We start from the raw sequence: 13,419 nt of genomic DNA, 5'->3' as shown, positions 1-13,419 counted from the left end.
TTTGCGCGCGAATTATTGAAACCGGCTGAAGCGCGACAGGGCGATGCCGGAAGCGGTGGCGACATTCAGGCTATCGAATTCCTTCGACATGGGAATGCGGGCCGTCTGCAGACGCGCCAGAAGCCGTTGCGGCAGTCCTTCGCCTTCTGTGCCAAGCAGCAGCGCCTGACGATCAAGTCCGGTTGCCTGATAGATGCTGGTTTCCGACGACGGGCTCAGCGCCAGCACGTTGAAATCTGCATCTTGGAGCGCACCAAGAATCTCATCGATACGCCCGCCATGAAAATAGGGTACTTTCAGCGTTGCGCCGACTGAAACACGAATGGCCTTGCGATAAAGCGGATCGCAGCAGGTTTCATCCATCAGCACACAATCGGCCTCGAAGGCGGCAGCGTTGCGGAAAATGGAACCGACATTGTCGTGATTGGATATGCCGCACAGCACCGTGACCAGCGACCGTTGCGGAAGCGTGGCCAGCAAGTCAGCCAATTCCGGCTGCGGCTTGCGGCGACCAACGGCGAGAATGCCGCGGTGAACGTGAAAGCCCGCGACGGCATCCATGACGGTCTGCGGCACGCAATAGACCGGGGTGCCCGCAGGGATCTGTTTCAGCTGTTCCGTCAGTCCGTCGAGACGATTTTCCAGCACGAGCAACGATTCTGTCTCAAAGCGCGCGGTGGAAGAGAACAGCACATTGATGACGACCTTGCCTTCGGCGATGAAACGCTTCTGGCGTCCGACGAGGTCTTTTTCGCGAATGTCGCGATAGGGGGAAAGACGTTCGTCAGCCGGATCGTCTATTCTTTGAAGACAGCCGTGCAAATGATCTTCTTGTTTCATTGCACGGCTGTAACCTCATGCTTTAGGCGATGGCTAATACCGGCTGTTCCTGCCGGCGCGGTGTCGGACTCATATAGAGACTTGAGAGCGTCGACAACATCAACTCGATATGCGGTGACGAAACCATGTAGTAAATGGTCTGGGCATCGCGTCGGGTCGAAACAAGGTCGAGAGCCCGTAATTTGGCCAGATGCTGCGACAAAGCCGACTGACTGAGGTCAATGGCTTTGGCGAGCGCGCCAACAGACATTTCATTGTGTAGCAGCTTGCATAAAATCAATAGTCGCTTGTTGTTTGCGAGTGCTGAAAGAAAATCTGCTGCCTGATCTGCATTTTCTGTTAAATCACAAAAAGTATGTTCTTTATTCATCTGCTGTCATACCCCCGTAAGACCGCTGGTAGGTTCAAATGACGTTTCCATTTTGGAACACGCAGGTCAAATTTAATGGTTGGTATTTGGTTTGAAAAGACCTTGCTTAAATTCGCCCATGTTTAAATCGCGCAAATTTGTCCCAAAAAGAGCATGAATCCGTTTCAGGCGGGCGAGGCGGTCATTTTTAGCAGTTCTGCGCGCACTTCGGCTGCGCTGGCGCAGCTCCGCGAGAAGGGGAGTCGAACGATCTCATTGCCAGCTGCGATGTCGAGACCATCGGGGTCTATCCCCACCACCTTCAACGGCCTAGTCGCTGTGCCGGTCATCTGGCTGATGCGGGCAGCGATGGCATCTTCTCCGTTTTCTTTGACACTATCAAGAATGTCCTGTTCGTTGGGAGCTATACTTTCGGCGGTGGCTGCGGGACAGATCAGGTCCTCGGTTGCGAGGATGAAGGCTTTGCCGAAGCCGCCATTCAGGCTGGCGCCAAGCACATTCATGCGGAAGAACGCGAAGTCGCCAAGATCGACATAAAGCGCGCCTTTTGGATTGTGGTTGAGATAGCGGCGGCGCAGGCGTGGATAATCATCCGCTGTCCGCTCGACCCTTTCGGCGTCGCAATGCAACGTAATGCGCGGATGGGCAAGCGGGTCGCCCTTGCCGGGTTCGCCCAGCAGCAGAGAGCAGGCGGGATTGGCGATGAGGCCCGGCGTGTGCGCGGCCAGCCCCGAAACCAGAATGAGCGGCGTGCCGTCCGTGTCGGTCGCGACTGCAACGCGGCTTGCCAGCGGGCGACCTGTTTTCGCATCCAGCACTGCCAGCGCGCCATAACGCGCCGTGCGCATCAGCGTCTTTGCCAGCTGAATGGCTTCCGGCGTTGTCGGCCTGATGGGAGAATCGATTGGCTCTTTGGTCTGGTTCATCGCGCTGTCATAAACTTGAGTATGATAATCCGCTATTAGCTGGTTTCTGCACAATGGAACAGGCCTGCGCACTGATATTGCCCGCAATTTCAGCGATTCCAAAGATGCCGTGCAACCGCTGCGTGACGTTATGCGAAAATTTGCGCAAATAATATTATGATTTGACCGCCTTTAGCGCAATATTCCGCAATATGGCAATTTGAAGAAATTAAAATCTAAAAATATAGGTGATAAACGCATAAGAATGTGAACTGGTTCTAACAATTGCGCTTGCAAAGTGGGGAACCAAGCGTTTCGATAGGCCAGGCTGCGGGCAATGGGGCGCGCGCGGCACACTTTTCCGTGGAGGCGGACAATAAATGAAAATGTACAAAACACTCCTGGCTGCAACCGCGCTGGTGGCTCTTATGAGCGGTGCTGCTTCGGCAAAGACTTTTGTGTATTGCTCTCCGGCATCGCCAGAAGGCTTCGATCCGGCGGCATATACGGGCGGTGACACGTTCGATGCGTCTGCGCATCCGGTTTATAATCGTCTTGCCGAATTCGAGAACGGAACGACCAAGGTTGTGCCGGGTCTCGCTGAAAGCTGGGACGTTTCCAGCGACGGTCTGGAATACACCTTCCATCTGCGCAAGGGCGTGAAGTTCCATTCGAACGACTATTTCACGCCGACCCGCGAATTCAATGCGGATGACGTGATCTTCTCGTTCGATCGCATGCGCAACAAGGACAATCCATGGCACCAGTATACCGCAGGGATCACCTACGAGTATTTCGACAGCATGGAAATGGGCGCGCTGATCAAGGACATCGTCAAGGTTGACGATTACACCGTCAAGTTCGTGCTGAACCGTCCGGAAGCACCGTTCCTCGCCAATATCTCGATGCCTTTCGCTTCGATCATCTCGAAGGAATACACCGACAAGCTGGCTGCCGACGGCAAGAAGGACGATCTCAATCAGATTCCGGTCGGCACTGGCCCGTTCCAGTTCGTCGCCTACCAGAAGGACGCCGTCGTTCGCTTCAAGGCCAATCCCGACTATTGGGGTGGCAAGCCGAAGATCGACGATCTCGTCTTCGCAATCACGACCGATCCAGCTGTGCGCGCGCAGAAGTTGAAGGCTGGCGAATGCCACCTGATGTCCTATCCGGCTCCGGCTGACATCAAGGGCCTTCAGGCCGATTCCAACCTCAAGGTTGACGAACAGGCTGGCCTGAACGTGGCTTACTTCGCGTATAACACGCTGAAGGCGCCTTACGATAAGCCGGAAGTCCGCAAGGCCCTGAACCAGGCTATCAACAAGCAGGCCATCGTCGATGCCGTGTTCCAGGGTCAGGGCCAGGTTGCCAAGAACCCGATCCCGCCGACAATGTGGGGCTATAACGACAAGGTCGAAGACGACAAGTACGATCCGGAAGCTGCCAAGAAGGCTCTTGAAGCCGCTGGCGTCAAGGATCTCAAGATGAAGCTGTGGGCGATGCCTGTCAGCCGTCCGTACATGCCGAACGCTCGTCGTACTGCCGAACTCATGCAGTCCGATCTTGCCAAGGTTGGCGTCAGCGCCGAAATCGTTTCGATGGAATGGGGCGAATACCTCAAGAAGTCGTCCGACAAGGACCGCGACGGTTCCGTCATCCTCGGCTGGACCGGTGACAATGGCGATCCGGACAACTTCATGGGCACGCTTCTCGGCTGCGCCGGCGTTGGCAACAACAACCGCGCCCAGTGGTGCTACAAGCCGTTCGAAGACCTGATCCAGAAGGCCAAGGTTTCGACCAGTCAGGAAGAACGCACCAAGCTTTACGAAGAAGCGCAGGTGATCTTCAAGGAGCAGGCTCCTTGGAACACCATCGCTCACTCGACGGTCTTCGTGCCGATGTCGGCCAAGGTTACGGGCTTCAAGCAGAGCCCGCTTGGTGACTATCGCTTCGAAGATGTCGATATCTCCGAGTAAAGTCTAACAACACCAGCGGCCGGGTGTGGAGGGTTCCTCCGCACCCGGTCGGAGTTTTTGTATGTTTCGTTTTATATTAAACAAACTCATCTATCTGGTGCCGACCTTCATTGGCATCACGATCGTTGCTTTCGCTTTCGTCCGGGTCCTGCCCGGCGATCCCGTCCTGCTGATGGCAGGCGAGCGCGGCGTCAGCCCGGAACGCCATGCAGAACTGATGGCGCAGCTCGGCTTTGACCGCCCCATCTGGCAGCAATATCTGGATTATGTCTGGAACCTGCTGCACGGCGATTTTGGCCAGTCTCTGGTGACCAAGAAGCCCGTTCTCGTTGAATTTTTCACGCTGTTTCCAGCTACGGTAGAGCTGTCGATCTGCGCGATCATTGTGGCGATCTGCCTTGGCATTCCGGCAGGCGTCATCGCCGCCGTCAAGCGCGGTTCCTGGTTCGATCAGGGCCTCATGGGCATTTCCCTGGTTGGTTACTCGATGCCGATTTTCTGGTGGGCGCTTTTGCTCATCATCTTCTTCTCGGGCATATTGCAGTGGACGCCGGTTTCAGGCCGCATTTCGCTCCTCTATTTCTTCCCGTCGGTGACGGGTTTCATGCTGATCGACAGCCTGATGTCGGACCAGAAGGGCGCGTTCCTTTCGGCGGTCTCGCATCTCATCCTGCCGACCATCGTGCTGGCGACCATTCCGCTCGCGGTCATTGCGCGCCAGACGCGCTCGGCGATGCTGGAAGTGCTGGGTGAGGACTATGTGCGCACCGCCCGCGCCAAGGGTCTGCCGACGCGCCGCGTCGTGGGCATTCACGCGCTGCGCAACGCCATGATCCCCGTCATCACGACAATCGGCTTGCAGGTCGGTGTGCTGATGGCCGGTGCGATCCTGACGGAGACCATCTTCTCCTGGCCTGGCATCGGAAAATGGATGCTCGATTCCATTTTCCGCCGCGACTATCCGGTCGTGCAGAGCGGTCTGCTGCTGATTGCCGCCATTATCATGGTGGTCAATCTGGTGGTCGATCTGCTGTACGGCCTGATCAATCCGCGTATCCGGCATAAGTGAGGGTATCATGACACACTCAGCTATTCAGCCGGAAGCCGCAAACGACATCGGCAAGATGCGCGCGCTGAAGGATTTCTGGTTCTATTTCAGCGTCAATCGCGGCGCGGTTATCGGCCTCTACGTCTTCATGGCGGTCATTCTCGTGGCCATTCTGGCGCCGGTCATTGCACCGCATAGTCCTGTCGATCAGTTCCGCGACTACATCAAGCTGCCGCCTTTCTGGCAGGAAGGCGGTTCGACCCAGTTCCTGCTTGGAACGGATGAGGTGGGCCGTGATATTCTGTCCCGCCTGATCTATGGCGCACAATATTCGCTGCTGGTCGGTTTCGTCATCGTCATCATTTCGATGTGCCTCGGCATCACCATCGGCCTCATCACCGGCTATTTCGGTGGCGGCGTCGATACGGTGTTCATGCGCATCATGGACGTGATCCTGGCATTCCCGTCGCTGCTGCTGGCGCTGGTTCTGGTGGCTATTCTGGGACCGGGCCTCATCAATGCCGTGCTTGCGATCACGCTTGTCTTGCTGCCGCATTTTTCTCGTCTCACCCGCGCCGCCGTCATGGCGGAAAAGGAACGCGAATACGTGACCGCGGCCAAGCTTGCCGGAGCAAGCAGGCTGCGCCTGATGTTCAAGACCATCCTGCCGAACTGTCTCGCGCCCCTCGTGGTGCAGGCGACGATGTCGTTTTCCAACGCCATCCTCGACGTGGCGGCATTGGGCTTCCTTGGCATGGGCGCACAGCCGCCAACGCCGGAATGGGGCACCATGCTCGCATCGGCGCGCGAGTTCATCACCAGCGCCTGGTGGATTGTGACCTTCCCGGGTCTGGCAATCCTGATCACTGTTCTCGCCATCAATCTGATCGGCGACGGTCTGCGCGATGCGCTTGACCCGAAACTCAAGAGGAGCTGATCGATGGCTTTGCTTGAAATCAAGAACCTTACGGTTTCGTTCGATACTTCGACTGGTCCTTTCAAGGCGGTCGATGGCATCGATATCACGGTCGACAAGGGCGAAGTTCTGGCCATTGTCGGCGAGTCCGGTTCGGGCAAGTCGGTCGGCATGCTCGCAGTGATGGGCCTTCTGCCCAAGACCGCGACCGTGACGGCGGACAAGATGTCGTTCGACGGCAAGGATTTGCGCACGCTTTCCAGTTCGGAGCGCCGCCAGATCATTGGTCGCGACATTTCGATGATCTTTCAGGAGCCTGTTGCGAGCCTCAATCCGTGCTTCACGGTCGGTTATCAGCTTGAAGAAGCGCTCAGGCAGCATATGGGCATGAATGGTTCGGCGAGCCGTGCTCGCGCGATCGAGCTTCTCGAACTGGTTGGAATCCGCGATGCCTCTGAGCGTCTCGGCAGCTTCCCGCATCAGATGTCGGGCGGCCAGTGCCAGCGTGTTATGATTGCTATCGCGATTGCCTGCAATCCGAAGCTACTGATCGCTGATGAGCCGACCACGGCTCTCGACGTGACGATCCAAAAGCAGATCCTCGATCTGCTGATGCGGCTTCAGGTGGAGCATGGCATGGGCCTGATCATGATCACCCACGATATGGGTGTCGTCGCTGAAACGGCGGATCGTGTCATCGTGCAGTATAAAGGTCACAAGATGGAGGACGCCGACGTGCTGTCGCTGTTTTCCGCACCGAAAAGCCCTTACACGCGCGCGCTTCTGTCGGCTCTGCCGGAAAATGCCACAGGCGACCGTCTGCCGACGGTGTCGGATTTCGCTTTTGACGAGACCAGTGCAGGAGAAGCGCGATGAGCGAGATCGTTCTCGAAGCGCGCGATATCAAGCGCGATTACCATGTCGGCGGCGGCCTGTTCGGCAAGCCGAAGGTGGTTCATGCCGTCAAGGGCGTCAGCTTCAAGCTCGAAAAGGGCAAGACGCTGGCAATCGTTGGCGAATCGGGTTGCGGCAAGTCCACACTGGCGCGCATCCTCACCATGATCGATCCGCAGACTTCCGGCGATCTGATGATCGGCGGCAAGGATGTGAACATCGCTCGTGACGGGCTGACCGCCGAAATGCGCCAGAAGGTGCAGATCGTGTTCCAGAATCCTTACGGTTCGCTCAATCCACGCCAGAAGATCGGCGATGTGCTGGCCGAACCGCTGCTACTGAACACGAATATGTCGGCGGAAGAGCGTCGCGCCAAGGCGATGCAGATGTTGTTGAAGGTTGGTCTCGGTCGCGAGCACTTCAACCGCTATCCGCATATGTTCTCGGGCGGCCAGCGCCAGCGTATCGCCATTGCGCGCGCGCTGATGCTCAATCCGAAGCTGCTGATTCTCGACGAGCCGGTTTCTGCGCTCGATCTGTCGGTGCAGGCGCAGGTGCTGAACCTGTTGTCCGACCTGCAGGAAGAGTTCGGTCTCACCTATGTCTTCATCAGCCACGACCTTTCGGTGGTGCGCTATATCGCTGACGAGGTGATGGTGATGTATTTTGGTGAGGTGGTTGAATACGGGTCGCGTGACGACGTGTTCAACAATCCGCAGCACGATTATACGAAGAAGCTGTTTGCCGCGACGCCGCGTGCGGATGTGGATGCCATTCGCGCCCGCGTCGAGGCGCGTGCCGCCGCCAGACAGGCCGCACAGGCTTAACGGGTTACCGCAAATCCTGAAACAAAAACGCCGCCTGTAAAGGGCGGCGTTTTTGTTTGTTCAGCCAGCGCGTTGTTGGTGCCAGGCGAGCGCCCGGACGATATCATCGGCCGCGACCTTTCCGATGATGTTGCCATTCTCGACGATGCCGACATCGCCGCTGCTGTCGGCAACGGCATTCATCAGCTCGCGCACCAGCGTTTCCCGTCGCGCTGTGGCCGCAAAGGGGCGAGGGGCGGCGTTACGGTCGAACGGCGTCATGATATCGCCCGCGCGCAGCACGCCAAGCGGATTCATGTGAGCGACGAAATCGGCGACATACTGGTCGGCGGGTTGCAGCAGGATTTCCTGCGGCGTTCCGCATTGCACGATGCGCCCACCCTCCATAATGGCGATGCGATTGCCGATCTTCATGGCCTCATCAAGATCGTGACTGACGAAGACAATGGTTTTCTTTAAGCGCGACTGGAAGGCCAGAAGCTCGTCCTGCAACCGCGTGCGGATCAGCGGATCAAGCGCCGAGAAGGGTTCGTCCATCAGCAGGATCGGCGCGCCGGTGGCAAAGGCGCGGGCGAGACCGACGCGCTGCTGCATGCCGCCGGATAATTCACCGACCTTTCGCTTGGCCCAGTCCTGAAGCCCGACTAGTTCGAGCTGCTGGCGGGCCTTGGAAGTGCGCTCTTCTTTGCCCATACCGGAGATTTCCAGCCCGAAGGCGACATTCTCCTCGACGGTGCGCCAGGGCAGCAGGCCGAATTGCTGAAAGACCATCGAAACAAGTTCGGTGCGCAGATGGCGCAGCGTGTTGCGATCCGCCTTGCCGACGTCGATGCCCCGGTCGCCATCCCGCACCGTGACGCGGCCGCGCGAAATCGGGTTGAGCCGGTTGATGGCGCGCAGCAGCGTGGACTTGCCGGAACCGGACAGGCCCATCAGAACAAGGATTTCGCCTTCCTCGATATTCAGCGTGCAGTTGTGCACACCCAGAACATGGCCGGTTTCGGCCTGAATCTGGGATCGCGTTGCACCGCGATCAGCAAGCGCCAGCGCATTATCCGTGTTCTTGCCGAAAATGATGCAGACATCTTCAATTGCGATAATGGTCATCCGCGATCTCCTATTTCTCGCGCCCAGCGCGGAAGATGCGGTCGAGCACAATGGCGACCACGACGATGACAAGGCCAGCCTCGAAGCCGAGCGCGGTGTTGACCGAGTTCAGCGCGCGGACGACCGGAACGCCAAGACCATCGGCCCCCACGAGAGCGGCGATAACCACCATCGAAAGCGACAGCATGATCGTCTGGGTCAGGCCCGCCAGAATTTGCGGCATGGCATAGGGCAGCTCAATCTTCCAGAGAAGCTGGGACCGGGAAGCGCCGAAGGCTTCGCCAGCTTCGATCAAGGAGGATGGCGTGGACGAAACGCCGAGATGTGTCAGACGCACCGGCGCGGGCAGAACGAAAATGGCTGTGGCGAGCAGGCCGGGCACCATGCCAATGCCGAAAAAGACGATGGCCGGGATCAGATAGACGAAGGTGGGCAGCGTCTGCATCAGATCGAGCACCGGTCGCATGGCCGCGTAAAGCGTCGGACGATGCGCTGCGGCAATGCCGAGCGGAACGCCGATGGCCATGCAGAGAACACAGGACGAAAGCACAAGCGTCAGCGTTTCCAGCGTGCGGTCCCAGTAACCCTGATTGAGAATGAACAGAAAGCCCAGGATCGTCAGCACGACCACCGAAATGCGGCGCTGGATCAGCCAGGCAATCACTGCGAATATGGCGATCAGCAGCAGCGGGTGCGGCAGTTTCAGGACGAAAAGCAGGGCGTCGATCATGCTTTGCATGACCGCTGCCAGCAGGTCGAAAAAGCCACCCATATTGTTCGTCAGCCAGTCAACGACCGTCTTTGCAGTCGGTCCAACCGGAATTTTATAGTCCGTCAGCCAGTTCAACGATGAAGTCTCCTGCTGCGTGCCTGAGTATCTACAGATGGAAAGGCCGCGGGTTTAACCGCGGCCTGCGAGTGCTTCACATCAAAGGCCGAGGGCCGATTTAACGGCAGGCAGACCATCCTTGCCGTCAACCGTCGTCACGCCTGCGAGCCACTTGTCGAGCGCGGCGGGATTGGCCTTGAGCCAGTCGGTCGCAGCCTTCGAAGGCTCTGCGCCATCGTCCAGAATCTTGCCCATGATCTCGTTTTCGAGGTCGAGGTTGAATTCGAGATTGGTCAGGAACTTGCCGACATTTGGGCATTCCTGCGTGTAGCCTTTGCGCACATTGGTTTCGACCTTGGCGCCGCCGAGGTTCGGACCGAAGAAGTCATCGCCGCCGGTGAGATAAGTGATCTCGAAGCGCTTGTTCATCGGATGCGGTTCCCATGCGAGGAACACAACCGGCTCTTTGCTCTTGATGGCGCGCGCAACCTGCGCAAGCATGCCCTGTTCGGAGGATTCCGCCAGTTCGAACGACTTCAGGCCGAAAGCGTCCTTGTTGATCATGTCAAGGATCAGGCGATTGCCGTCATTGCCCGGCTCGATGCCGTAGATCTTGCCGCCGAGCTTGTCCTTGAAGGTGGCGATATCCTTGAAATCCTTCAGGCCTTCGTCGGCGGCATATTTCGGCACGGCAAGCGTATACTTCGCGCCGGTGAGGTTGGTACGCAGCGTCTCAACGCTCTTGTCATCGAGATAAGGCTTCAGATCGGCACTCATGGAAGGGTTCCAGTAGCCGAGGAAGACGTCGATGTCCTTCTTGCTCAGCGACGCATAAGTCACCGGCACGGATAGAACCTTGATATCGGTCTTGTAGCCGAGGCCTTTGAGAATTTCGGTCGCAACCGCAGTTGTCGAGGTGATGTCGGTCCAGCCGACATCGGAAAAGCGCACGGTCGAGCAGCTTTCCGGTTCGGCCGCGAAGCTGGCAGCAGGTGCCGCGAGCATTGCCGTTCCCGTGGCAAGCGCAGCAAAGGCAAGCGTATAGGTCAGTTTCATTGTTCTCTCCATTTCCGGGCCGTTTTGACGGTTTGCTTATTTTTCCGGTTCCGGCTTTAGCAAACACCAAAGATTGCGCCGTTCAAGTACCACAGCGGCGAAAATATTCTCGATTGCGACGTCTGTCTCTTTTGTCGTGATGAGAACGAAAAAATATCCCGCACTTTTACCGGAACGGCTCCAAGTTGCGCCATGTTACGGATCGGCCCCCCGGTTTCAACCCTGTCGCGCCAAAATGCCGGATAAAATCAGTTGGATGAGCGATCGCGGTTGTCGAAAAGACGAGCGCACTCTATTTGAAGAGGAACAGCGTTTCTTGCTCGCTGCTTTTCGGGAAACGGCGTTTTTTACGACGGCCCGATGTGCGAGCGAGAATGGTTCGAAGCCCCGGAATTGCGGGCCAATGGAAGGATGATTGATAGTGTGGAATGCAGTACGGGCCGTTTTCTCCTTCCTTGGTCGCATGATTGCGGGTTTGGCCCGGCTGATAGCCGTTCCACTGGCCGCTTTATGGCGGGTTTATCTGAAGTTCGGAATATTGTGGAAAGCCGTGATTGGCGTCGTCGTGGTCGGTCTGGCCGCGCTCTATATTTATTTTATCTGGCAGACTCAGGTCTGGACCAATTTCGACCCGGACTATCCGGCAAAGTATAGCTATCAGACGGCGAACACGCCGGGCGAGGAAGTGAACTCGACGCCTGCCGTCGCGCCGGAGCCAGCACCTTCCACCGCGCCCGCGACCGAGAACAGCAATCAGCCATCTGCTGAAACACCGGCGGCAAGCCAGCCGGTTCAGGCGGCGCAGATACCGTCATCGGCCCGCAAGTGCTCGCGTTCGGCGATTGCCGAGGTTGCCGCCGACCTTACCGATTTCAACGTGAACCAGAATGCGTGGATTTCTTCCATGCTGCTCTACAAGACCGGTTTCTTCGGTCTGGACTGGGATCGCACACCGTTCCTCGATAATAAGGCTTCGTTCCAGCGCGGCATCAATGCCGCTGTGCGCCGCACGGCGATTGAACTGGTGGACAATATCGGTCGTCTGCGCGGCACGTCGCAGATTGATGGCGATCTGCAAAAGGCCCGTGGCAATCTGCAGTTTGCGGAGGATTCCTGGTATTTCGGCCTGAGTCCGTTCGGCCCCAAGACCCCGACGCCCAGCTATTATCGCTCGGCGATCAAGGATCTGCGTTCGTTCAATACGCGTCTTGAAAACTGTCAGGCGACCTTTGACGCCCGCGCCGACAATCTGATCCAGTTTGTCGATCGCATCGCCAGCGACCTTGGTTCGACGTCCGCAATTCTCAAGGACCGGGCGGAAAACTATCATAATGGCTGGTTCGACACCCGTGCGGACGACCGTTTCTGGTTCGCCTATGGCCAGCTATACGCCTATTACGGCCTGCTCCGCTCGGCGCATTCCGATTTCCGCGGCGTTTTGGCCGAAAAGCACCTTGATGGCGTGTGGGACGAGATGGAAAAGCAGATGCGCTCGGCGCTCGACATGCAGCCTTTCATCGTTTCCAACGGTAGCCCGGATGCATGGTTTACACCGTCGCATCTGACCACGATGGGCTTCTATATCCTGCGCGTTCGTTCCAATCTGGTCGATGTGAAGCAGGTTCTGGAGCGCTGACGGGCAATGGAACTGCCTCCGATTTTGCGTCAGGCGGTAGATGCCGCGCTTGAGGGCGTGGCATTGGCCGATCTCAAACGCGCTTCCGATCTTCTGTCGCGCCGCTATCGCGCGGAGACCCGGGACGGTCGCCTGCATATTTCCGACGATCTGGCCGCGAAGGCCTATCTGGCGGCGCGTCTGCCCGCGACTTATGCGGCGGTGCGGGCCAGTCTCGACAGCGCTGCGGAAGTCTGCCCGGACTTTGCGCCGCAATCCATGCTCGATGTCGGGGCAGGGCCAGGGACGGCCCTGTGGGCAGCCCGCGGATGCTGGCCGTCGCTTGAAAACGCCACGATGATCGAGGCCAGCCCGGCCATTCGCGCGGTCGGCAGCAGCCTTGCCGGAAACAGTGGCTTTGCATCGCTGGACTGGCGGGCGGGCGATGTGGTGAAGGAAAAGCTCGATTTTCCGCAGGCCGATCTCGTCACCATCGCCTATGTGCTCGATGAACTGGCCCCCGATGACCGTCGCAAGCTGGTTGCGCAGCTTTGGGCGTCCACGCGGCAGATGTTCGTGATTGTCGAGCCAGGCACACCTGCGGGCTGGCAGCGTATTCTTGATGCGCGCAGGGCGCTGATCGAATTGGGTGCTGTGATTGCCGCGCCCTGTCCGCATCAGCTGGAATGCCCGCTGGTCGCACCGGACTGGTGCCATTTCTCGCGCCGTGTTGCCCGTTCGCGCATTCACCGCATGACCAAGGATGCGGAAGTGCCTTGGGAAGATGAGAAATTCATCTATCTGGCGGCAGTGCGCCAGCCGTCCGTGGCGGTTGAAGCGCGGGTCATTGCGCCGCCGCGGGTCGGCGGCGGCAAGGTTTCAGTGAAGCTCTGCAAGGGTGACGGAACAGCGGAAGAGCGCCTGTTCACCAAACGCGATGGCGTTTTCTTCCGCTGGGCGCGCCGCGCCGATTGGGGCGACGCTTATTTTGAAGAGCCTGCGCGTTAGAGCGGTTCCTGTTTTGATGGAATCGTCG

13 protein-coding genes are annotated in these 13,419 nt (G+C 58.0%); 7 read left to right on the top strand and 6 right to left on the bottom strand.

Annotated elements, in window-relative coordinates:
* Positions 1-12 precede the first annotated feature (12 nt).
* The 3 genes from ABWW11_RS09590 to ABWW11_RS09580 all read right to left on the bottom strand — a co-directional run bounded on the left by ABWW11_RS09590 (position 13) and on the right by ABWW11_RS09580 (position 2,136).
* Positions 13-840, bottom strand: a complete 828-nt coding sequence (locus ABWW11_RS09590) for a TrmH family RNA methyltransferase (protein ID WP_109369538.1) — start codon at positions 838-840, stop codon at positions 13-15.
* Positions 841-862: 22 nt separating this feature from the next.
* A complete protein-coding gene (locus ABWW11_RS09585) occupies positions 863-1,210 on the bottom strand; it encodes an ArsR/SmtB family transcription factor (protein WP_109369537.1) in 348 nt (115 codons plus the stop codon).
* Positions 1,211-1,374: 164 nt separating this feature from the next.
* Entirely contained in the window at positions 1,375-2,136 is a 762-nt protein-coding gene (locus ABWW11_RS09580; RefSeq protein WP_109369536.1) for a HugZ family pyridoxamine 5'-phosphate oxidase, read from the bottom strand.
* Positions 2,137-2,495: 359 nt separating this feature from the next.
* On the opposite strand from ABWW11_RS09580, the gene ABWW11_RS09575 reads away from it, so the two are divergent.
* From ABWW11_RS09575 to ABWW11_RS09555, 5 genes are all read left to right on the top strand, one after another.
* Complete coding sequence (locus tag ABWW11_RS09575) at positions 2,496-4,091, top strand: ABC transporter substrate-binding protein (protein ID WP_109369535.1); 1,596 nt, start codon at positions 2,496-2,498, stop codon at positions 4,089-4,091.
* A 61-nt stretch (positions 4,092-4,152) separates the two neighbouring features.
* Positions 4,153-5,160, top strand: a complete 1,008-nt coding sequence (locus ABWW11_RS09570) for an ABC transporter permease subunit (protein WP_109369534.1) — start codon at positions 4,153-4,155, stop codon at positions 5,158-5,160.
* A gap of 7 nt (positions 5,161-5,167) precedes the next feature.
* On the top strand, positions 5,168-6,076 hold the full coding sequence (locus ABWW11_RS09565) for an ABC transporter permease subunit (RefSeq protein WP_104756074.1): 909 nt from the start codon (positions 5,168-5,170) through the stop codon (positions 6,074-6,076).
* Between the two features lie 3 nt (positions 6,077-6,079).
* Positions 6,080-6,931, top strand: coding sequence for an ABC transporter ATP-binding protein (locus ABWW11_RS09560; protein WP_109369533.1), 852 nt, complete (start codon positions 6,080-6,082; stop codon positions 6,929-6,931).
* Positions 6,928-7,776 carry a dipeptide ABC transporter ATP-binding protein gene (locus tag ABWW11_RS09555; protein ID WP_124915830.1) on the top strand — a complete coding sequence of 283 codons (849 nt, stop codon included), beginning with the start codon at positions 6,928-6,930 and terminating at the stop codon, positions 7,774-7,776. Before ABWW11_RS09560 ends, ABWW11_RS09555 begins: the two co-directional genes overlap by 4 nt.
* Before the next feature lie 60 nt (positions 7,777-7,836).
* On the opposite strand, the gene choV is transcribed toward ABWW11_RS09555, so the two are convergent.
* The 3 genes from choV to ABWW11_RS09540 all read right to left on the bottom strand — a co-directional run bounded on the left by choV (position 7,837) and on the right by ABWW11_RS09540 (position 10,780).
* Positions 7,837-8,883: a choline ABC transporter ATP-binding protein gene (gene choV, locus ABWW11_RS09550; protein WP_109369531.1), complete on the bottom strand. Its 1,047-nt coding sequence runs from the start codon at positions 8,881-8,883 to the stop codon at positions 7,837-7,839.
* Positions 8,884-8,893: 10 nt separating this feature from the next.
* Positions 8,894-9,730 carry a choline ABC transporter permease subunit gene (gene choW / locus ABWW11_RS09545; protein WP_109369530.1) on the bottom strand — a complete coding sequence of 279 codons (837 nt, stop codon included), beginning with the start codon at positions 9,728-9,730 and terminating at the stop codon, positions 8,894-8,896.
* Positions 9,731-9,811: 81 nt separating this feature from the next.
* Positions 9,812-10,780 carry a choline ABC transporter substrate-binding protein gene (locus ABWW11_RS09540; protein ID WP_109369529.1) on the bottom strand — a complete coding sequence of 323 codons (969 nt, stop codon included), beginning with the start codon at positions 10,778-10,780 and terminating at the stop codon, positions 9,812-9,814.
* A 403-nt stretch (positions 10,781-11,183) separates the two neighbouring features.
* Between ABWW11_RS09540 and ABWW11_RS09535 the strand changes: the two genes are divergently transcribed.
* Positions 11,184-12,404, top strand: a complete 1,221-nt coding sequence (locus ABWW11_RS09535) for a DUF2333 family protein (protein WP_109369528.1) — start codon at positions 11,184-11,186, stop codon at positions 12,402-12,404.
* Positions 12,405-12,410: 6 nt separating this feature from the next.
* The gene (locus ABWW11_RS09530; RefSeq protein WP_109369527.1) at positions 12,411-13,391 is read left to right on the top strand and encodes a small ribosomal subunit Rsm22 family protein; all 981 of its coding nucleotides are present in this window, start codon (positions 12,411-12,413) and stop codon (positions 13,389-13,391) included.
* Positions 13,392-13,419: the final 28 nt, after the last annotated feature.

This window comes from Brucella sp. NBRC 113783 (assembly GCF_040372265.1).
GTDB classification, from domain to species: domain Bacteria; phylum Pseudomonadota; class Alphaproteobacteria; order Rhizobiales; family Rhizobiaceae; genus Brucella; species Brucella teleogrylli.
Note: the sequence above shows the minus strand (reverse complement) of the source record. Positions and strands in the feature narration are given on the sequence as shown.

Bases quoted from the DNA above. Each gene is read 5' to 3' on its own strand.
- ABWW11_RS09570 (WP_109369534.1), top strand. From the start codon at position 4,153: ATGTTTCGTTTTATATTAAACAAACTCATCTATCTGGTGCCGACCTTC.
- ABWW11_RS09540 (WP_109369529.1), bottom strand. From the start codon at position 10,780: ATGGAGAGAACAATGAAACTGACCTATACGCTTGCCTTTGCTGCGCTT.
- choV (WP_109369531.1), bottom strand. From the start codon at position 8,883: ATGACCATTATCGCAATTGAAGATGTCTGCATCATTTTCGGCAAGAAC.
- ABWW11_RS09530 (WP_109369527.1), top strand. From the start codon at position 12,411: ATGGAACTGCCTCCGATTTTGCGTCAGGCGGTAGATGCCGCGCTTGAG.
- ABWW11_RS09555 (WP_124915830.1), top strand. From the start codon at position 6,928: ATGAGCGAGATCGTTCTCGAAGCGCGCGATATCAAGCGCGATTACCAT.
- ABWW11_RS09590 (WP_109369538.1), bottom strand. From the start codon at position 840: ATGAAACAAGAAGATCATTTGCACGGCTGTCTTCAAAGAATAGACGAT.
- ABWW11_RS09565 (WP_104756074.1), top strand. From the start codon at position 5,168: ATGACACACTCAGCTATTCAGCCGGAAGCCGCAAACGACATCGGCAAG.
- ABWW11_RS09585 (WP_109369537.1), bottom strand. From the start codon at position 1,210: ATGAATAAAGAACATACTTTTTGTGATTTAACAGAAAATGCAGATCAG.
- ABWW11_RS09575 (WP_109369535.1), top strand. From the start codon at position 2,496: ATGAAAATGTACAAAACACTCCTGGCTGCAACCGCGCTGGTGGCTCTT.
- ABWW11_RS09560 (WP_109369533.1), top strand. From the start codon at position 6,080: ATGGCTTTGCTTGAAATCAAGAACCTTACGGTTTCGTTCGATACTTCG.
- ABWW11_RS09580 (WP_109369536.1), bottom strand. From the start codon at position 2,136: ATGAACCAGACCAAAGAGCCAATCGATTCTCCCATCAGGCCGACAACG.